This window comes from Streptomyces sp. ISL-10, assembly GCF_018614575.1.
Taxonomy (GTDB): Bacteria; Actinomycetota; Actinomycetes; order Streptomycetales; family Streptomycetaceae; genus Streptomyces.
Genome location: NZ_JAGGOJ010000010.1, coordinates 312,989 through 331,929, shown reverse-complemented (window position 1 = coordinate 331,929; position 18,941 = coordinate 312,989). Strand labels below are relative to the sequence as shown.

16 protein-coding genes and 2 pseudogenes are annotated in these 18,941 nt (G+C 71.3%); 6 read left to right on the top strand and 12 right to left on the bottom strand.

Features of this window, described 5'->3' with window-relative positions; genetic code table 11:
* Positions 1-48 precede the first annotated feature (48 nt).
* Positions 49-942 (top strand): aquaporin, encoded by an 894-nt coding sequence (locus J7E88_RS11920; protein ID WP_285427533.1) that lies wholly within the window; start codon positions 49-51, stop codon positions 940-942.
* Between the two features lie 440 nt (positions 943-1,382).
* On the opposite strand, the gene J7E88_RS11915 is transcribed toward J7E88_RS11920, so the two are convergent.
* The 6 genes from J7E88_RS11915 to J7E88_RS11890 form a co-directional block, all read right to left on the bottom strand.
* On the bottom strand, positions 1,383-1,616 hold the full coding sequence (locus J7E88_RS11915) for a hypothetical protein (RefSeq protein ID WP_251022462.1): 234 nt from the start codon (positions 1,614-1,616) through the stop codon (positions 1,383-1,385).
* A gap of 568 nt (positions 1,617-2,184) precedes the next feature.
* On the bottom strand, positions 2,185-2,667 hold the full coding sequence (locus J7E88_RS11910; RefSeq protein WP_215179906.1) for a hypothetical protein: 483 nt from the start codon (positions 2,665-2,667) through the stop codon (positions 2,185-2,187).
* Positions 2,664-4,514: a glycoside hydrolase family 15 protein gene (locus J7E88_RS11905; protein WP_215179905.1), complete on the bottom strand. Its 1,851-nt coding sequence runs from the start codon at positions 4,512-4,514 to the stop codon at positions 2,664-2,666. The genes J7E88_RS11910 and J7E88_RS11905 overlap by 4 nt, the downstream gene beginning before the upstream one ends.
* A gap of 21 nt (positions 4,515-4,535) precedes the next feature.
* Positions 4,536-5,789: an NAD(P)/FAD-dependent oxidoreductase gene (locus tag J7E88_RS11900; protein ID WP_215179903.1), complete on the bottom strand. Its 1,254-nt coding sequence runs from the start codon at positions 5,787-5,789 to the stop codon at positions 4,536-4,538.
* A gap of 205 nt (positions 5,790-5,994) precedes the next feature.
* Entirely contained in the window at positions 5,995-7,113 is a 1,119-nt protein-coding gene (gene tal / locus J7E88_RS11895; RefSeq protein WP_215179901.1) for a transaldolase, read from the bottom strand.
* Positions 7,114-7,344: 231 nt separating this feature from the next.
* Positions 7,345-7,782, bottom strand: coding sequence for a hypothetical protein (locus tag J7E88_RS11890; RefSeq protein WP_215179899.1), 438 nt, complete (start codon positions 7,780-7,782; stop codon positions 7,345-7,347).
* A gap of 84 nt (positions 7,783-7,866) precedes the next feature.
* On the opposite strand from J7E88_RS11890, the gene J7E88_RS11885 reads away from it, so the two are divergent.
* On the top strand, positions 7,867-8,571 hold the full coding sequence (locus J7E88_RS11885; RefSeq protein WP_308307482.1) for a helix-turn-helix domain-containing protein: 705 nt from the start codon (positions 7,867-7,869) through the stop codon (positions 8,569-8,571).
* A 55-nt stretch (positions 8,572-8,626) separates the two neighbouring features.
* Positions 8,627-9,161 (top strand): annotated as a pseudogene (folE, locus tag J7E88_RS11880) (GTP cyclohydrolase I); the annotation flags it as partial.
* Between the two features lie 13 nt (positions 9,162-9,174).
* On the opposite strand, the pseudogene J7E88_RS11875 reads toward folE, so the two are convergent.
* From J7E88_RS11875 to J7E88_RS11870, 3 genes and pseudogenes are all read right to left on the bottom strand, one after another.
* Positions 9,175-9,367: pseudogene (locus J7E88_RS11875) on the bottom strand (DUF4158 domain-containing protein); the annotation flags it as partial.
* A 66-nt stretch (positions 9,368-9,433) separates the two neighbouring features.
* The gene (locus J7E88_RS37400; RefSeq protein ID WP_374196268.1) at positions 9,434-9,976 is read right to left on the bottom strand and encodes a DUF6081 family protein; all 543 of its coding nucleotides are present in this window, start codon (positions 9,974-9,976) and stop codon (positions 9,434-9,436) included.
* Between the two features lie 21 nt (positions 9,977-9,997).
* On the bottom strand, positions 9,998-11,764 hold the full coding sequence (locus tag J7E88_RS11870) for an FAD-dependent oxidoreductase (protein WP_215179895.1): 1,767 nt from the start codon (positions 11,762-11,764) through the stop codon (positions 9,998-10,000).
* 784 nt (positions 11,765-12,548) lie between these two features.
* Here J7E88_RS11870 and J7E88_RS11865 point away from each other — a divergent pair.
* From J7E88_RS11865 to J7E88_RS11855, 3 genes are all read left to right on the top strand, one after another.
* Complete coding sequence (locus J7E88_RS11865) at positions 12,549-14,558, top strand: translation factor GTPase family protein (RefSeq protein ID WP_215179893.1); 2,010 nt, start codon at positions 12,549-12,551, stop codon at positions 14,556-14,558.
* Between the two features lie 127 nt (positions 14,559-14,685).
* A complete protein-coding gene (locus J7E88_RS11860; protein ID WP_215179891.1) occupies positions 14,686-15,294 on the top strand; it encodes a hypothetical protein in 609 nt (202 codons plus the stop codon).
* A gap of 6 nt (positions 15,295-15,300) precedes the next feature.
* Positions 15,301-16,065 (top strand): fibronectin type III domain-containing protein, encoded by a 765-nt coding sequence (locus J7E88_RS11855; protein WP_215179889.1) that lies wholly within the window; start codon positions 15,301-15,303, stop codon positions 16,063-16,065.
* Here the strand turns inward: J7E88_RS11855 and J7E88_RS11850 are convergent.
* From J7E88_RS11850 to J7E88_RS11840, 3 genes are read right to left on the bottom strand one after another with little or no spacing between them, the layout of a single operon-like run.
* A complete protein-coding gene (locus J7E88_RS11850; RefSeq protein WP_215179887.1) occupies positions 16,045-16,347 on the bottom strand; it encodes a hypothetical protein in 303 nt (100 codons plus the stop codon). The two genes, J7E88_RS11855 and J7E88_RS11850, sit on opposite strands and share 21 nt — an antisense overlap.
* 54 nt (positions 16,348-16,401) lie before the next feature.
* Positions 16,402-17,283 carry a diacylglycerol kinase family protein gene (locus tag J7E88_RS11845; RefSeq protein WP_215179885.1) on the bottom strand — a complete coding sequence of 294 codons (882 nt, stop codon included), beginning with the start codon at positions 17,281-17,283 and terminating at the stop codon, positions 16,402-16,404.
* A gap of 29 nt (positions 17,284-17,312) precedes the next feature.
* Positions 17,313-18,905 carry an FAD-binding oxidoreductase gene (locus tag J7E88_RS11840; RefSeq protein WP_215179883.1) on the bottom strand — a complete coding sequence of 531 codons (1,593 nt, stop codon included), beginning with the start codon at positions 18,903-18,905 and terminating at the stop codon, positions 17,313-17,315.
* Between the last annotated feature and the right edge of the window lie 36 nt (positions 18,906-18,941).

Genomic DNA, 18,941 nt, shown 5'->3' with positions numbered 1-18,941 from the left:
GACGCGCCCGACGTTGCCCGGGCCCGGGCGGGGCCGCACATTCCGAGCATGAGTGGGACCTTCCTCGAAACCGGTCCACGGACCGAAGAACCTCCCGTAGGCGTGCGAAGGCGGACACGGCGCGGGCAGCATCGACGACATCGACGGGAACCCCCTTTACGCGCGCTGAGGCGGACACGGCGCCGGCAGCATCGACGACATCGACGGGAACCTCCCGTACGCGAGCGAAGGCGGGTACCCCGCGTCCTGGAGACCGCCCTCTACGAGTTCGCGCTGTCCACCGGCATGCTGTTCACCGTGGTCACGGCCGTCCGCTGGATGGCGGGACCCGGCACGCCCCTCGCGGATCTCTTCCCGACGCTGACCAGCCAGCTCGTGGCCATGGGTCTGCTGGTCGGTGTGATCGTCGTGATCGTGCTCGGGCCGTCCATGCGCCGGGAGACCGCCGGGCACCTGAACCCGGCCGTCAGCATCGGGCTGTGGCTGCTGCGGGTCTTCCCTGTCCAGGCGGTGCTGCCGTTCGTCGTCGCGCAGTTGGCCGGCTCGGTGGCCGGCGTGGGTCTGGCGCGCCTGGTGTGGGGTGACGCGGCCGCCCGGGTCGGGGACGCCGCGCTGACGCCGGCTGCCGGCTGGAGCACCGGGGCGGTGTTTGCCGCGGAGGCCGGCGCCATGGCCGTGATCATGCTGATCGTGGCCTTCGCCGGGACGCGCCCGCACCTGCTGAGGCACCTGCCCGCGGTGGTGGGCGCCTGCGTCGCCGCCGTGATCATCTTTCTCGGACCGCTCTCGGGCGGCGGCGCCAACCCGGCGCGCCAGTTCGGACCCGCGCTGGTCTCCGGCACGACCGGGCTGCTGTGGGTCTACGTACTGGCCCCGGTGGCGGGGTCGCTGCTGGCGGCCCTGGTGGCCGGACTGCTGAAGTGGCGGGCCCCGGCGCGCTGAGGCAGACGCCGCAGGGGGCGGCATCCGGCCCGCCGGCCGGATGCCGCCCCCTGCGGCGTTGCCGGGGCTGCCGCTCGCGGCGTCAGAGCGTGCCCGGCCGTGAGGCGATGGCACCTTGGCCAACCTGGAGCTGCACGCCCTGACCCCACAGCCGGTTGCCGGGCCGGCTCGCCTCGTCGGGGAACCGCTCGGGGCACGGGCGCCGTGGTCCGGGTCGTCGTAGTGGTCGGGCCGGTCGCTCAGCTTCACCGGGCCGCGGCCGTCGGGGGCCCTCTGCCGTCGAGGAGCGTGAACGTGCCGATGCCGCAGGGCAGCTGACGCGGCGAGAGGCTCCCCCGGGTGCCGCCGTGGGCGAGGATCAGGCGGCTGGTCCTCCGGCCTTGGGGACCAACCGAACAGCCATTGACTCCAAGCAGTTGATCTTGGCCTGGAGCGGTGAGCTACGAGGGCGGCGGCGGCTCGCTGACGAGCCGCAGGGTGGGGTGTGGTGGAGTGAACTCGCCGAGTTCCAGTGCCGCCTCACGCCAGTTGGCGGCCAGCTGAAGCAGGCGCTCGCTGTCGTGGCGGAAGGTGGGCGGCGGGGTGTTCGGGACGGTCGGCCACAAGATGGTGGCGGCGAACCGGACCGCGTGCATGGCCGCGGTGGCGTGCGGGTCGACGCCCCCGCCCTCCATGCGGCGCAGCCTGTCGAGCCGGGTGGCGGCGCCGAGGAGTTCGTTGAAGACCTTCTCGTACTATCTGCGCCCAGCTCGCCCCTGCCCGCCGATCCGCCAGCACCGCTGCCTGGACCAGTTGCCCGGCCAAGTCAGGAAACCGCGCCCACGGCAGCGCAGCTCCAGCCCGCGGGCGAACCCGGCGAGGGCGGCACCAGGGAACGCCGCGCAACGCTTTTGACGTGCAGCAGCAGGACCTCACCGGCCGCGGTCATCCCTTCGCGCGCGGGCTCCGCCTCCTGCCACCGGCGCCGGGCCCGCCAGGCCGCCTGCCGGTGCGCCGGCCGACAGTACCGGCGCCCGCGGGTCACCGCCGGACTGGGCAGCCTCGCACCCCACAAGTCACACCGCACGTCACCCATACGCGGACAATACGTCCGCCATGATGTGACGGCATCCGTTCCTGACCCGGACTTACCCGTACGGGCTGGACGCCGCCAGGGCGACCTACCCCGGCCGTGGGGAAAATCGTTACAGCCGGTGGCGTCGGCATTGATCACGGCCTGAGCAGCGCCGGCCAAGGGCTCCCTCACTCGGGCCATGCGAGGAACCCTCCGACGATGGTGCCGTAGGCGAGGTGTGCGGCGAGCGTGACGGTGGGAGTGCCGCGGCCGTAGTTGAGCATGAGGAAGCCGGGTGGTTCCAGCAGCGCGACATCGGGGGCGCTGGTGTGGGGTGTGCCCATGCGCGGGTGCACGAGGGGCAGCAGGATGTTGACCAGCGCGGTGGCGGCGAACAGGCCGTGAACGAGGCCGAAGACGGTGCCCAGCCACCAGCTGCTGTAGCCGATGGCCGCGAAGACCGCGTAGTAGAGCAGGGCGAAGACCTGGCCGTTGACGAAGTGCACGCCGTAGCCGAGGGCCTTGGCGCGGGTCCGGTTGCTGGTGAAGGCGGCGCCGAGCAGGAATGGCAGGTCGATGCGGGTGAGGTTGGCGGCGTTGGCTGCGCGCAGGCCGGTGGTCAGGACGAGGGTGCCGACGAACCCGCCGGCCAGTGCGGCCCAGATGCTCATTGTGTGGCTTCCCCGATCGTGCAGGCGGCGCTGATCAGAGCTAGATGGGTCAGGCCCTGGGGCAGGTTGCCGAGGAAGATGCCCGTAGTGGGGTCGACCTCTTCGCTGAACAGGCCGACGTCGTTGGCGAGGGCCACGAGCTGGTCCATGAGGTGGGCGGCTTCATTGACGCGACCGCCCAGGGCGAGCGCTTCGGCGAGCCAGAATGAGCAGGCGAGGAAGGCGCCCTCGCTGCCGGGAAGGCCATCGGGGCCCAGGTAGCGGTTGACGTAGGGGCCGTCTTGGAGGGTGCGCTGGATGGCGGCCGCGGTGCCGCGCATGCGCGGGTCGTCGGGCGGGCGATAGCCGTGGAGCAGACCGAGCAGAAGGCCAGCATCCAGGTCGTCGCTGCCGGCGGAGCGCACGTAACTGTTCAGACGTGGGCTGAAGCAGCGGGCTTCAACGAACTCAGCAATGGCCTGTCGCTCTCGCCGCCAACGCGCGGAGTGCCGGCCGGGGATCAGCCGCCGCCTCGCCAGGTCGAGAGCGCGGTCGAGGGCGATCCAGCACATCATCTTGGACTGCGTGAAGTGCTCAAGATCGCTGCGTACCTCCCAGATGCCTGCGTCGGGCTGCTGCCAGGCGGTGCAGATGAAATCGGCGATCTCGGCCAGCCTGCGGGCAATATCGGCGTCGAGCCTTCGGCCTGCGGCGGTGTACAGCCAGGCTGTCTGCAGCAGTTCCCCGTAGGTGTCGAGCTGGAGCTGCCCGGCGGCGGCGTTGCCGACGCGCACGGGCGCCGAGCCCCGGTAGCCCGACAGGGGCAGGGTCCGCTCGCGTGTGCGGGCACCGCCGTCGAGGCGGTACAGGACGTGCAGGCGGGGGTGGGTGAGTTGAGAGGCGTGCATCAGCCACCAGAAGTAGCTGGTGGCCTCCGGCGCGCAGCCCAGCTTGAGGAACGCGTCCAGGGTGAAGGCGGAGTCGCGGATCCAGCTGAAGCGGTAGTCCCAGTTGCGTTTCCCACCGAGTTCCTCGGGCAGTGAGGTGGTCGCGGCGGCGGCGACTGCGCCGGAGGGTGCGAAGACCAGGAGCTTGAGGGCGAGGGCGCTGCGCATCACCGCCTCGCGCCATGGTCCGGTGTAGGTGCGATTGTCGGCCCACTGTCGCCAGGTGGCGGTGGTCTTGTCCAGGCGGTCCTCGCACTCGGCGCGAGTGGGCAGGACCAGCGGTTCCTGGTGTGCGTAGGTCAGGGCGATCAGGGCCCGGGTACCGGCATCGGTCTGGAATCGGGCGGTGATGGCTTCGTCCGTGCACTGCGGCTTTCCCGCGTTCCAGGTGCAGACAGCGACCGCATCGGGCCCCGAGGTCGCCACCGGGATCCCGGCCCGCCGGGTCATGCGCGGTGCGCGGGTGCCGTACTCGAAGCGCGGCCGGACGCTCCAGCGCATGGGGACGCTGCCGGCGAGGCCCTCGATCCGTCGGACCAGTTCCCGGCCGGGCGCCAGGGAGAGGTTGTCGAGGAGGGTCAGGGCGTCGGTCAGCCGGACCGTGCCGTGCGCGGTGGTGAACGTCGTCTCCAGCACGTTGGTGCCGGGGAGGTAGCGGCGGGCTGCGGTGTAGGGCACGTCGGGCTGGAGGAGGAATGTGCCGCCGCGGGCCTGGTCGAGGACGGCGGCGAACAGGGTGGGCGAGTCCAGGTCGGGCCAGGCCAGCCAGTCCACCGAGCCGTCGGGGGCGACGAGCGCGGCGGAGCGGCCGTCCCCGATCACGGCGTAGTCCCGCAACTGCGCGTACCCGTCTGCCCGTACCGGCTGTGCGGTGTCCGGGTCGGTCGGGGTGCGGCCGGATGCGGGAGGTGGGGCTGTCACCTTGAGTCCACCTTCTCCGGGCTATCGTCCAGTCGCGTCGGGCCGGTCGAGAAGGTTGCTCAGGGGTACGTCAGGGTCGCCGAGCCGCGTCGGGTCGACCGTTTTCCCGGAGGTGACGAGGGCGCGGAGCGGGTCGGTGACGTCCCAGACGTTGACGTTCATGGCAGCCAGTACCCGGCCCTCGGAGAGCCAGAAAGCGATGAATTCGCGGGTGTCGGTCCGCCCGCGGAAGACGACCTGGTCGTAGCCGGCTGGTTCCACATAGCCGGTGTACTCCATGCCCAGGTCGTACTGGTCGGTGAAGAAGTACGGGACGCGGTCGTACCTCACGTCCTGACCCAGCATCGCCTTGGCCGCAGTCTGGGGCTCATTGAGGGCGTTGGCCCAGTGCTCGACGCGGATGTGCTTGCCGAGCAGCGGGTGGAAGGCGCATGCGACGTCCCCGGCGGCGTGGATGTCCGGGTGGGAGGTGCGCAGGTGTGCGTCGACGCGGATGCCGTTGTCGACGTCGAGGCCGGCGGCTGTGGCGAGCTGGGTGTTGGGGGTGATGCCGACCCCGACGACGACCGCGTCGGCGTCGATGCGGCTGCCGTCGGCCAGCAGCACGCCGCTCGCCCGGCCGTCTTCGCCGGTGATCTCGGTGACCTGGACGCCGAATCGGAGGTCGACTCCGTGATCGGTGTGCAGGTCGGCGAAGATCTGTGACACCTCGCGGCCCAGTACGTGCAGCAAGGGGAGTTCCGCCGTCTCCAGCACAGTGACCTCCGCACCGGCCGCGCGGGCGGCGGCCGCGGTCTCCAGGCCGATCCAGCCGGCGCCGATCACCGTGATGCGTGATGCGGATCCGAAGGCTTCCTTGATGCGGTCGCTGTCGGAGAGCCGACGCAGGTAGTGGACGCCGTCGAGGTTGGCTCCGGGCACCGGCAGGCGGCGCGGTGAGGAGCCGGTGGTCAGCAGCAGCTTCGCGTAGCCGATGCGGCTGCCGTCAGCGAGGGCCACCTGATGTCCGGCCGGGTCGATCGCGGTCGCTGTGGCGCCCAGGCGCAGGTCGACATCGTGCTCGGCGTACCACGAGGAAGGGTGGACGTAGACCGTCTCACGCTCCTCCTTGCCCAACAGGTAGCCCTTGGACAGCGGCGGCCGTTCGTAGGGACGTTCGCTCTCCTCTCCGAGCAGCACGAGGGGCCCGTCGAAACCCTCTTCCCGGAGGGTCTGTGCTGCCTTCGCACCAGCCAGGCCGGCTCCGACGATCACGAATCCTGTGTTCGCGGCCATGTCCTCTCCTCTGCTGCGTCGCTCTGCCCGCAGACCGATGGCGGCCCGCCCGGCGAGCTGGTCCCTACCGGCCTCGCATGTGGCCAGCCCATCGTCGTCGATAGCGCCGCGCTGAGAGCGGTTCAAGTGATTCCGGGTGTGTCTGCGACCGGTGGTCCCAGGAGGATGGTCCACCCTGGATCGTCCGACCGGCGACCCGGCTGCATCAGACTGCGGCGGGGCGCTTGCGGTGCAGTTCGGCATCCAGCTGCTCGAACAGCTCGTTGCCGGAGGACGTGAACTTGGCTATGCCGTCCTCCTCCAGCACGCGCACCACGTCGTCATAGGACACTCCGACAGCCTCCAGGTCATCGAGTACCTGCTGGGCTGCCGCATACGTGCCATGGATGGTGTCGCCCTCGATGCGGCCGTGGTCCGCGACCGCGCGCAGGGTGTGCTCCGGCATGGTGTTGACCACCCCTGGCGCCACCAGTTCGTCGACGTAGCGGGTGTCGACGTAGGCGGGGTCCTTCACCCCGGTGGAGGCCCACAGCGGGCGCTGCGGACGCATCCCGGCCGCCGCCAGGGCCCTCCATCGGTCTGATGCGCGCGCCTGCTCGAAGTGCTGGTAGGCCAGGCGGGCGTTGGCGATCGCGGCCCGCCCCCGCAGGTCCCGCGCCTGGGGCGTGCCGATCTTGTCCAGTCGGCTGTCGACCTCGGTGTCCACCCGGCTGACGAAGAAGGACGCCACCGACGCGATGCAGACCAGGTCACGTCCCGCCGCATGCGCCCTTTCCATGCCGTCCAGGAAGGCGGCGAGTACCTGGTCGTAGCGGTCCAGAGAGAAGATCAGCGTCACGTTGATGCTGATGCCCTCGGCGAGCGCCGTGCTGATCGCCTCCAGGCCCTCCTGCGTGGCGGGGATCTTCACGAACAGGTTCGGTCGGTCCACCAGCCACCACAGGGCCCGTGCCTCGGCGACCGTCGCCGCCGTGTCGTGGGCGACGCGCGGGTCCACCTCGAGCGACACCCGCCCGTCCACCCCGTCACTGGCCTCGTACACCGGTCGCAGTACGTCGCAGGCCCAGCGCACGTCGAACGCGGTCAGCAGCCTGACGGCTTCCTCGACCCGCACCCCGCGCCGGGCGAGATCACCGACCTGCTCGTCGTAGCGGGCACCCGAGCGGATCGCCTTGGCAAAGATCGTCGGATTGCTGGTGATGCCCACCACCCGCTGTTCACCCACCACGTCCGCCAGCCGGCCACCAGCGAGCCGCTCCCGGCTCAGATCATCCAGCCAGACCGCTACGCCTCCGGCAGATAGCCGGTCCAGGTTCTCACTCATGACCTTCTCCCTCGCGTCGCTTCGGGCCATGCCCTCTGCGTGCCGCCCGGATCGTCTGCGGGCGAGGCACAGAACTCCCTCACACGCGGGGAGGCCGGCGACCACGTCGGCGACTCGATTGCCGGGCAGGTGCGTACTGCGTTCCGGGCTGTCGAGGCCGCACCGCATCGCGTGCGGGCGAGCCCCCTGACGCTCACCCGCCTCCTCGCCGTCTGTGCGCTCCGCGGACTGTCAGTGCGGCTGCGGCCGGCCGTGGTAGCGCTGGGCGAGCCGGGCGAGGGCGACCGCGCCGAGCAGGAGGCCGAAGTCGCGCAGCGCGACGTCGTAGTGCCCGGGGATGGTCAGCAGGTTGACGATGATGCCGGCGAGCCATCCGGCGACCAGCCAGCCCCCGAAGCGCGGGGCGAGGGCGACGGCGAGACCCGCGACGATCTCGATCACTCCGACGGCGTACATGGCCGCCTGGGCGCTGCCCGGAACGATGTCGTTGATCCAGGGCGCGAGGTAGGTAGGCCAGTCGACGAGCAGGTTGGCGAACTTGTCCAGCCCGAACAGGATCGGCGCCACGGTGAACCCGGTGCGCAGGATGACGAACGCCTGGTAGCCGGGGTCGGTGAGCGCGGCCCGCCGGGGGGTGGCGGACGTGGAGGTTGTGGTTGCGGACGACATGACGCCCTTCCTTCTATCGACAACTTTCACTAACTATAGAAGCGGGTAAACCTTCTTTAGTCAATGGCTTTGGGTTTTACACTGGTGTTCGTGGACCACTCGAAAGAAGCACCCCGCCCCGACGTCTCCGCCGTCGCCGCTCTCGACGAGCCGACCCGCAGGAGGCTCTACGACCACGTCGTGCGCCAGCCGGGACCGGTCAGCCGCGACGAAGCCGCCGAGGCCCTCGGCCTTGCCCGGCAGACTGCGGCCTTCCACCTGGACCGCCTGGTCGACGAATCACTGCTCGTCGCCGTCTACGAGCGGCGCAGCGGACGCACCGGCCCTGGAGCGGGCCGGCCCGCCAAGCTCTACAAACGCTCCACCAAGCAGGTCACCGTCAGCCTGCCCGAGCGGCACTACGAACTGGCCGGACGACTCCTCGCACAGGCCTTGGAGGAATCCGAGGCCACCGGTGAACCGGTGCGGATCGTCCTGCACCGAAAAGCCCACGAACTGGGCACACGGCTCGCCGGACAAGAACCAGCGGGCGTCTTCGGCCTGCTGGAAGACAACGGATTCGAACCGCGCTACGACGGTGACGCCATCGTCCTGGGCAACTGCCCCTTCCATGCGCTCGCCCGCGAGCACACCCAGACGGTGTGCGGCATGAACCTCCACCTGCTCCGCGGCGTGCTGGAAGGATTCGACGAAAGCAGCCTCCAGGCATGCCTTCAGCCCGGCCCCGGCCACTGCTGCGTCCGCCTCCAGCCTGCTTCTTCACCGCCCGCGAGCGCACGGCGCCCCTGAGAACCGCCGTCACCTGCCGCCCGCAGGGCCTTCTTCCTACTCCGGGGAGAACGTCATGGAGTTCGCCACACCGGCCACGGCCTCGGCATCAGATACGGCCGACCTCCCCACCCGGTTCACCGGCATTCCCGCGCCCCAGACCACGCTGCCGGCCATCACCCCGCTGCGCGTCGTCCAAGACACCGGCGGTATCGACCTGGCCGAAGCCGAGCGCGCCGCCGCCCAGTTCCTCAAAGCGCTCGGCATCGAAACCAACACCGAAAGCATGCTGGGCACCCCCGGCCGCATGGCCCGCGCCTACGCCGAACTGTTCAGCCCCCGCCCCTTCGACCTGACGACCTTCCCCAACGACGAGGGCTACGACCAGTTGGTGCTGGCACGCAGCATCCCCGTCCGATCAGTGTGCGAGCATCACATGCTGCCCGTCGTCGGCACTGCCCACGTCGGCTACCTGCCCGGCCACCGCATCCTCGGCCTGTCCAACTCGCCCGCGCCGTCGAACACTTCGCACGCCGGCCCCAGGTCCAATAACGCCTGACCAAGCAGGTCGCCGACTGGCTCCAGACCACCTCGAACCCAAAGGCGTCGGAGGGTCCTCCATTAACAGCCCGATGTAGCGGACCGTGCACATCTGGAGGGTGAAGCCCAGGCGGTTGTGGTCACCGCGTCGCTTCGCGATCAGCTTCAGGTCCTCCTCGTCGAGGAAGAAGAACCGCTCCAGCTCGGTCCTCGTCGGCTCCTCGGCGAACTTCCCGTACGCCTCGGCCTGCTCAGCAGTCAAAAATTCCACCGGCATGCACGGAACGTAGCCAGGCCCTGCCAGTGATCGTCGATCTTCGATCGAACCCACATGCCGGACTGATCATCCGTGCTGGAGGCCCAAGATCAACTGCTTGGCGTCAATGGCTGCACCGGTGGTCCCCAAGGCCGTCCTCGGCCGGGAGCGGCCGAGGACGTCGACGCGGAGGACCTCGCGGCCGTCGGCCTTCCGGACGGCCTTGCCCGCCGCTTTGTCGAAGGCGATGGCCAGGTCGTGCTGCCGGCCGGGCTGCCGGGTGGCGAGCGGGAGCGCCTGGGAGAACTCCGCGTAGGAGAAACGCCGCGTAGGTGCAGCCGGGCTTGGGGGCAGCTCGTAGGAGGCTTGAACGCGCTCCTTGGTGACGAAGAAGTCGAAGACCAGGTTCGTCTCGAAGTCGAGTCGCAGCCGAGTCGAAGTCGAAGTCGAAGTCGAAGTCGAAGTCGAAGTCGAAGTCGAAGTCGAAGTCGAAGGCGATGACGGAGACGGCCCCGGCGCCGAGCCGCAGATCGTCCTGGGCGTCGGCCACCGTCGCGATGCCGGCAGGATGATGCCCCGGCTGCCGGCGATCGGCCGTCGCCGCCGGGGCGGCCCCGTCCCCGCCGGCACTGGACCCCGTCCCACCGCTGCTCAGCCGGGCAGGCGGCGGAGCCTCAGCACATTGTCGTTACGCGTGCCGGGCCGCCCCTGGAAGTCGTTCTGGAGCCGCTCGAACTCCTCGCAGCGCTGCACCTCCCAGCCGTCCGCGGACAGCTCCAGGGACTCCAGGACCTCCTGCGGCGTCGGCAAGGGCACACCCTCGTGCGCGGCCCGCTCCCACGAGGCGGGACCGGCGTGCCCGACGACCAGCAGGACGCCGCCGGGCGCGACCGCCGAGGCCGCGCTGCGCAGGATGCCCTCGCGCGGCAGGTCGCCCGGGGAGTGCAGATAGTGCGCGGAGACCAGGTCGAACTCCCCGTCCGGGAACGACACGGCGAGATCCTGCCGGCGCCATTCGATCGCGTCGGCGACCCCCGACTCCTCGGCGTGACGGGCCGCACGCTCCAGTGCGACCGCGGAGACGTCGGTAGCCGTCACCCGCCAGCCGCGTTGCGCGAGCCAGATCGCGTCGGCGCCCTCGCCGCAGCCCAGATCGAGTGCGGTGCCGGGCCGCAGCCCGGTGACCTCACGGACGAGGGCGACGTTCGGATTGCCGCTCCAGATCCGCTCGCTCTCGCGGTAGCGGGCGTCCCAGAACTCCGCGCTCCCCTCATGGCCTTCGATCATCGGTGGGTGCTCCTCGGTGCTGTGTCGGTGGGAACTGCTGCCCGGCTGTGGTGCGCTCAGGCCGTGCCTGCGCTCGCCGAGCACACGTTCGCAGACCTCTCGCTCGGCCTGCGGGGAGAAGGGGGACCGCCGGGCGACGACCTCCCGGCGGGTCTCCTCGCTGATCAGATCGATGTTGATCGCCACCGCGGCGCGCACCCCGGCGGCCGCCGCGCCGACGACCTTGTCCAGGCCGGCGGTGACATTGCCCGCCACCCACACCCCGGGGACATCGGTCGCACCGCTCTCGTCGGCCGGGACGCAGCTGCCGATCACTGCGCCGTTCCGCCGCTGCTGGACCGCCTCCAGGCCGAGACCGGCGAGCACGCCGGCGCGAGCCGTGAACCGCGGGGCGACGACCAGGGCGGCGCACCCGACGACACGGCCGCCCTCGAGCCGGACGCCGCGCAGCCGGCCGTCGGTGTCGCCGGCAGCCACGTCGAGGCCGGTCACCCGACCGTCCACGACCGCGATCTCGCGGGCGGCCAGCTGTTCGTACTCCTCGTCGCCCGGCTCGGGTCCGGTGTGCAGGAAGAGCGTCACGTCCTTGGACCACTGCCGCCACACCAGCGCCTGCTGTGCCGCGAGCGGGCCGGTGGCCAGGACGCCGATCGCCCGGTCGCGCACCTCCCAGCCATGGCAGTACGGACAGTGCAGCACATCGCGGCCCCACCGTTCCGCCACTCCGGGCACATCAGGCAGCTCGTCGACGAGGCCGGTGGCCACCAGCAGCCGGGCCGCGACGACGGTGGACGCGTCGTCGAGCGTGACGCGGAACCCCCCACTGTCCAGGCGCTCGGCCGACGCCGCGGTGCCCTGGACGAACTCGCCGCCGTAACGGGCCACCTCGTCGCGGCCCGCCGCCAGCAACTGCGCCGGCGGCACGCCGTCCTGCGTCAGAAAGCCGTGGACGTGCCCGGCCGGGGCATTGCGCGGCCGGCCCGAGTCGACCACGAGCACCGAGCGCCGCGCGCGGACCAGCGTCAGCGCCCCGCTCAGCCCCGCCGCGCCGCCGCCGACGACCACCACGTCGTAGCGCGGCCTCGTGCCCGAAGACCCTGCGGCCCCTGTCGGTTCTGCGAAAGCGGTCATCTTCGTACCTCCCTTTCCCGGCGATACTCCGCCCGATTCGGCCCTGTGGCAAAGAAGCTTGCCGACTCGGCAAAACTGGAAACGGGCGGGACGACCGGCTGCCGCGCGGGTTGTGCCGTTCCGGTCTCAGCCGGAGCCGTTCCCGGACGCCCCGACGCATCGGCCCCCGTCCGTGGTCGCAGCCCGATGCCGAGGATCAGCAGGTCGAAGGCCCCGGTACGCGCGTTCTCGCACGCGGCGAGGCCGTTGGAGACAGAGGTGGTGACGAACGCGAAGCGGCCCTGTTATGGGCCGGGGTGTCGGCTGGTGGAGGTGGTGCGGGAGGTGAGGGCCTGGCCGCTCGCGCGGTGGGTTCACCACGAAGCTCCATTTGAGCGCGGACAGCCACTGCCGCCCGCTGTCCCTGGTCGTCACGCCTGGACAGCGACGGACTGCACGCAGTTCAAGCCCGTGCTGGAAGGATCGTGTCCCGCGGCGGGGGCCGTACGGTCGTCACCGTCGGAGGGAGGAGCGAGTAGCCGTTCGTCCAGTCGGTCCGTCCCGAACAGGCTTCTCACCCACCACCGGAGCCCCGCGTCAGCGCGGGTGGAACGGTGCCGCCGCCCGGTCCGGCCGCGTCAATTCGGTTGTCCGCCCGCACTCACCTCTGCTGCACTGCACGGCGTTGCACTGCACAGCGCCGGACGAACGGCTGCCACGACCGATTCAGGAGCACTGATCATGCGCGGAACTCTCATGTCCCTCCCGGAAGGAAACGCCCCCCAACTCAAGGACATGACACTTCGTGCACACGCTGAATCTGGGCATCCTGGCGCATGTTGACGCCGGCAAGACAAGCCTGACCGAGCGGCTGCTCCACGCCGCGCACGCGGTCGACGAGCTCGGCAGCGTCGACGACGGGAGCACGCGGACCGACTCGCTCGATCTGGAGCGGCTGCGCGGCATCACCATCAAGGCCGCCGTCGCCACGTTCGACGTCGACGATGTCACGGTCAATCTGATCGACACTCCCGGACATCCCGATTTCATCGCCGAGGTGGAGCGGGCCCTCGGCGTCCTCGACGGCGCGGTGCTCGTGGTGTCCGCGGTCGAGGGAGTCCAGGCGCAGACCCGCATCCTGATGCGCACGCTGCAGCGGCTCCGCATCCCCACGCTGATCTTCGTCAACAAGATCGACCGCGGCGGTGCCCGATACGAGAGCCTGCTGCACGCGATCGGCGAGAAGCTGACGCCGGCGCACATCGCGACGACCTCAACCGACATGATCGGCACGCACGGTGCGGTCAGCCGCCGGCGCACCGGTCCCGCCTTCCGGTCCGAGCTGGCCGAACTCCTCGCCGAGCACGACGACGCCCTCCTCGCGGCCTATGTCGACGGCACCGCGGACGCGGTGCCCGACGTCCGGCTGCGCGGCGCGCTGGCCGCGCAGACCCGGAGCGGGCTGGTGCACCCGGTGCTCTTCGGCTCGGCGATCACCGGCGCCGGGACCGACGCGCTGATCGGCGCGATCACCGAACTGCTGCCGACCGCACCGGCCGACGTAGACGGCCCTGTCTCGGGCACCGTGTTCAAGGTCGAACGCGGCCCGGCCGGGGAGAAGACCGCATACGTCCGGATGTTCTCCGGCACCGTACGGGTCCGGGACACGCTGTCCTTCGGCAGCGATGGGACAGACGGAAAGGTCACCGGGATCAGGGTCTTCGAGCATGGCGCGGCCATGGCGCGCGAGTCCGTCTCGGCGGGCCGGATCGCCACTGTGCGAGGGCTCTCGGCGATCCGCGTCGGCGACGCGATCGGTGCACCGGGACCGGCGCGGACCGCCGGCCACCACTTCGCCCCGCCGACGCTGGAGACGATCGTCGTCGCCCGCCGGCCGGGCGACCGGGGGGCCCTGCACGCCGCCCTGACCCAACTGGCCGAGCAGGACCCGCTGATCCGTCTGCGCCGGGACGAGCTGCGGCAGGAGATCTCGGTGTCCCTCTACGGCGAGGTGCAGAAGGAGGTCGTCCAGGCCACCCTCGCCGACGAGTTCGGCATCGGCGTCGACTTCTGCGAGACGACGACAATCCATGTGGAACGACTGGTGGGGACGGGAACGGCCGTGGAGTTCCTGCACGTCGACCCGAATCCGTTCCTCGCCACCGTCGGACTGCGGGCCGAACCGGCGCCGCCGGGCTGCGGTGTGGAGTTCCGGCTGGAGGTGGAACTCGGCTCCATGCCCTACGCGTTCATCAAGGCTGTCGAGGAGACCGTGCGGGAGACCCTCCACCAGGGGCTGTACGGCTGGGAGATCCCGGACTGCGTCGTCACCCTGACGCACTCCGGCTACGCGCCCCGCCAGAGTCACGCCCACGCCGTCTTCGACAAGAGCATGTCCAGCACGGCCGGAGACTTCCGACACCTCACCCCGCTCGTGCTGATGAGCGCGCTCCGGCAGGCGGGCACCGAAGTCCACGAGCCCCTGCACGACTTCCGCCTGGAGATCCCGGCGGACATGGTCGCAGCCGTGCTGCCCATGCTGACGCGGCACCGCGCCGTCCCGCGGGTGTCGGTCGTCAAGGGCTCCTCGTACGTCATCCAGGGCGAACTGCCCGCCGCCGAAGTGCACGGGGTGGAGCGTCAACTGCCGCGACTGACCAGCGGCGAGGGTGTGCTGGAGAGCTCCTTCGCCCGCTACCGCCCCTGCCGGGGCGTGCCTCCCACCCGGCCGCGCTCAGACCACGATCCCCTGGACCGCCGCGCGTACCTGCTGCGCGTGGTGCGGCGCACCGGTGGCCGGGACGAGCGGAGATGAGGCGCACCCGGCCCCTTGACGGTTCTTTGGTCCAGTCCTATCTTCAACGGCACTCCCCATTCAGGTTCCAGGCCGATGTTCAGTCACATGAACCGCTGGGCACCCCCACACCTCAGGGAAGTGAGACATGGTCAGCACGTCCACGTACCTACGCACCCTGCCCCTCCTCGCCGTCCTCGGTGCGTCCCTCCTCGCCGCGCCGCCCGCGGCCGCCGAGATGGAGCCCGGCGGATGGGTCTCCGTGTCGCCCTCGTACTTGGAGCAGGAGCGCGGGTGCGGGCAGATCGACGGGCTGACGTTCAGGCTCACGTGTGCCACCGCGAGCGGGGACCAGCGCGCCGAGCGGCGGTACGCCACCTACACCGGCGGCACCCGGCAGTTCGAGGGCTACTTCCGGATCAGCAGTCTCAGCGGCACACGGATCAGTCTCAAGCAGACCTTCCACGAGTCGGGTTCCGGCCCCTACTTCATGCTCGCGGTCGAGCGCGGCGGGCGGCTGTACGCCGTCCACGGCGGTGACACGCTCTCGGGCGCCGGTGCCGTCGGGGCCACTGTGCGCGTCAACACCGTTCACCAGGTGGGTGGTTCGCACCGTACGTACATCAACGGGTCGCTCGCGCACACGGCGTCGAGCCCCGGTGGCAGTTTCTACGACAAGTTCGGCGCGTACCGGACCAACAGCGGCAACGGGCCGGCGACCGTCGTCTGGAGCGGCATCCGCTTCTGGCGGAAGTAGGCTGCGGTGACGTGCGGGTCCCGCGCCGTGGCGGCGGCCGCCGCCCTTTTCGCTCTCGCGGCCGTGGCGGGGTGCTCGGCGGAGAAGGGCGCGGTCCGGCAGGCGCCGGCCTCTCCGGACGGCGCACGCCCGGCCCTGCGCGCAGTCCTCGCCTCGCCCACCGACATCGACCTGACCTGGAGCGGCGGCGACGGCGATGCGGCCGGACATGTGCTGGAGTTCGCCACCGAGGAGGGCGGGCCGTACACCGTGCTGCGCTACTTCCCGCCCGGCGTCACGGCCTACCGCCATCCCGATCTCATGCCCCGCACGCCCTTCTTCTACCGCCTGCGGGCCTTCCACGGCCCGGCCTCGGGCGCGGTCGGCGTCGGCCTCCCGCCCGGGGGGCTGACCGGCGAGGACGAGGCGGCCGCTCACGACTGGCTGCCGCCGCGGACCGACGCGCACCGCCGGGCGCCGCGCTCACGCCCCGTCGGCGACCCCGCCGCCGCACCCGCCGGGCTCAGGGCGACGGTCAAGCATGCGAACGGCATTCTCTTCACCTGGACGGACCGTTCCGCGGACGAGGACGGATTCCTGCTGGAGTCACGCCCCCGCGCGGCGGCCGGATACGCCCCCGTCCTCGTCGTCGATCCGGGTGTCAACTCCGCAGGGCTGATCACGCTGCCCGAGGAGAAGAACGCCTCCTACCGGGTCCGCGCCTTCGTCCACGGCGCCCGGTCAGGCACCGTCCGCCTCACCACCGGGCCGTCAGCCGCCGACACCGGGTGACGCCTGCGGCAGTGCGGGCACCGTGGCGGTCGTGGGGCCGCGCACCGCCGCGATCACGGCATCGTGCAGATCGCGGCTCGCGGCCTCCGACGGGCACGGCGCCGGACTTCCCGACACCGTGAACCAGTCGGCCGCACCGGTGTACTGCACCGTCACGGACGCCTCGCCGTCGACCCAGGTGGTGTGCACGGTGAGATCGCCGGTGACCACGCCGACCTCCTCGGTGAGCACGCCGCCGCGGCCCGAATACACGCCAGGAGTAGTCCAGGATGCCCAGCTCATGCATCCAACGTCACACTGTTGCCGCTTGATCGCTACTGGCGGGGCGGAACCTTTTCAGCACAGGACGTTGAGCGCCCCCGGCTGCACCCTCGCGGTCACCGGCAGGACCGCGTCGACCTCCCCGTCGGCCCCGTACGGGATCGCTCGGTCCGCCTCGATCCGGACCTCCTTGCCCCGCAGGATCTCCACCTGGGGCCGCGCCACGTGCGCGCCGGTCTTGAGCTCGTTCATCATCGTGAAGAACAGCCGCTTGGGCGCGTCCTGGATCACGACCACGTCCAGCATCCCGTCGTCGAGCCGCGCTCCCGGCGCGATCTGTCTGCCGAAGCCGTAGAAGGCGGAGTTGGCCGCCACCACCGAGTAGCCGCGGCGCTCGTGCGGCACGCCGTCGATCGTGATCCGGTACGACGCGGGCCGCCACGCCACGACCGCCCGCAGCCCGCCCGCGTAGTACGACGCCGCGCCCCGCAGCAGCCGGGAGGTGTTGGCGTGGCGGTTCGCGACCGCGTCGACCCCCGCGTACACGCTGCCCAGGACCGAGATCCCGGCATGCGCAGCCGATTCGACCGCGATCGTGTCCACGGCCCGCGGCGAGCCGTGCAGCAGCACCCGGGCGAGCCCGGGGGCGTCGGTGGGAAGGCAGAGGGCGCGGGCGAAGTCGTTGCCGCGGCCCGCCGGGACCAGGCCGAACACGGTGTCCGTGCCGCTGAGCGCCCCGCCGATGCACCCCGCCATCCCGTCGCCGCCCACCGCGAGGACCACATGGCCCTGCGCCCCGGCCTGCCGGGCGAGCTCCTGGGCGTGTTCCAGGCTGCGGCTGTACAGGGTGTCGAGCCGCGCCCCGCCCTCCCGCAGGAGCCGGGCGAGGGGCAGCAGGGCGGCCGTGCCGCTGGAACCGCCCGCGGTCGGGTTGACGACGGCGGTGAACTGTCGCATGGATTGCGCCTCCGGACGGCAGGGACGGATCAGCGGACGGGAAGGAGGACGCCGGGGCTGAGCACTCCGGCCGGGTCGGTCTCGGCCTTGACGGCCTGCAGCATACGGACGCCCAGGGGGCCGATCTCCCGCGTGTACCAGTCGCGGTGGTCGGTGCCGACTCCGTGATGGTGGCTGATGGTGCCGCCCGCCGCCAGGATCGCGTCGTTGGCCGCCCGCTTCGCCGGTTCCCAGTGCGCGACCGGGTCGTCGCCCTGCGCCGAGACGACGGTGAAGTAGAGGGAGGCGCCGTTCTCGTAGACGTGCGAGATGTGGCACATGACCAGCGGTGGGGTGCCCGCATCGGTCAGCGCCGTGGTGAGCGCCTGGCGCACCGCCGCGTACAGCTCCGGCACGGCGGACCAGAACGCGGCCGTCTCCAGCGTCTCGGCGAACGCGCCCGCGTCCAGGAGCGCGTCGCGCAGGTAAGGGGCGTTGTACCGGCCGTGCTCCCAGCGGTCGCCCGGCTCCTCGCCGATGTACTCGCCGCCGCAGGCGAGGAGGACCTCCCTCGCCGCCGCGCGCCGGGCCGCGGTGTCCTCCTCGGTGCCCTCGTAGCCGGCGATCGCCATGCATCCGGCACCCTGCGGGGTCCCGGCGCCGATGGCGTCGGGCTGGGCCAGGCCGATGAACGTCTCCGTCTCGTCCGAGAGCCGCAGCACCGTGGGCCGGGGTCCGTCCTGCGCGAGCCGGCGCAGCGCGGCCGCCCCGGCCTCGAAGGACGCGAAGCGCCAGCCCTCGTAGATCCGCTTAAGGGGCAGCGGCCGGACGCGTACGGTCACCGCGGTGATCACACCGAAGGCGCCCTCGGAGCCGAGGATCAGCTGCCGCAGATCGGGGCCCGCCGCCGAGCGGGGCGCCCGGCCGGTCTCCAGCGTCCCTTCCGGGGTGGCGACCGTGAGGCCGAGGACCATCTCGTCGAAGCGGCCGTAGCCGGCCGAGGCCTGGCCGCTGGAGCGCGCCGCGGCGAATCCGCCGACGGTGGCCCACTCGAACGACTGCGGGAAGTGGCCGAGGGTCCAGCCCCGCTCGTTGAGCAGCGCCTCGCACTCGGGCCCGCGCAGGCCCGGCTGGACGGTGGCGGTGCGGGAGACCTCGTCGAGGGCGAGGACCCGGTCGAGCCGGCGAAGATCGAGCGCGACGAACGGCCGCTTCCCCTCCGGAGCGAGTCCGCCGACGACGGATGTGCCGCCGCCGAACGGCACGGCGGACAGGCCGTGTTCGGCACAGGTGCGCAGCACGGCCAGTACCTCGTCGTGGTCGCCCGGCAGGAGGACCGCGGCCGGGATGTCGTCGACGTCTCCGGCGCGGATGCGCAGCAGATCGGGGGTGGACTTGCCGCGGGTGTGCCGGATGCGGCTCTCGGGGTCCAGCCGTATGTGCGCGTCACCGCCGACGCAGGCGGTCAGCGCCTCGCGGACCCCGTCCTGGAGCGGGGAGGCGGGCACCTCGACGGCGTCCAGCGACGCCGGGCCGCTCTCGCGCGGCGTGACGCCGAGCAGATCGCGCAGCAGGCCGATCACCGTGCCGGGCAGCGGGGCCGCCTTGGCCGGGTCGCCCCAGCCGCTCCACAACATGTCCACTTCGGTCTTCCTCACCGTCGGTTTCGCGGGGGTGCA

Excerpts from the sequence above, each read along its gene's own strand:
- J7E88_RS11845 (WP_215179885.1), bottom strand. The coding sequence starts at position 17,283 with ATGCGACAGTTCACCGCCGTCGTCAACCCGACCGCGGGCGGTTCCAGC.
- J7E88_RS11890 (WP_215179899.1), bottom strand. The coding sequence starts at position 7,782 with ATGTCGTCCGCAACCACAACCTCCACGTCCGCCACCCCCCGGCGGGCC.
- J7E88_RS11850 (WP_215179887.1), bottom strand. The coding sequence starts at position 16,347 with ATGAGCTGGGCATCCTGGACTACTCCTGGCGTGTATTCGGGCCGCGGC.
- J7E88_RS11915 (WP_251022462.1), bottom strand. The coding sequence starts at position 1,616 with ATGGAGGGCGGGGGCGTCGACCCGCACGCCACCGCGGCCATGCACGCG.
- J7E88_RS11900 (WP_215179903.1), bottom strand. The coding sequence starts at position 5,789 with ATGGCCGCGAACACAGGATTCGTGATCGTCGGAGCCGGCCTGGCTGGT.
- tal (WP_215179901.1), bottom strand. The coding sequence starts at position 7,113 with ATGAGTGAGAACCTGGACCGGCTATCTGCCGGAGGCGTAGCGGTCTGG.
- J7E88_RS11860 (WP_215179891.1), top strand. The coding sequence starts at position 14,686 with ATGGTCAGCACGTCCACGTACCTACGCACCCTGCCCCTCCTCGCCGTC.
- J7E88_RS11910 (WP_215179906.1), bottom strand. The coding sequence starts at position 2,667 with ATGAGCATCTGGGCCGCACTGGCCGGCGGGTTCGTCGGCACCCTCGTC.
- J7E88_RS11870 (WP_215179895.1), bottom strand. The coding sequence starts at position 11,764 with ATGACCGCTTTCGCAGAACCGACAGGGGCCGCAGGGTCTTCGGGCACG.
- J7E88_RS11920 (WP_285427533.1), top strand. The coding sequence starts at position 49 with ATGAGTGGGACCTTCCTCGAAACCGGTCCACGGACCGAAGAACCTCCC.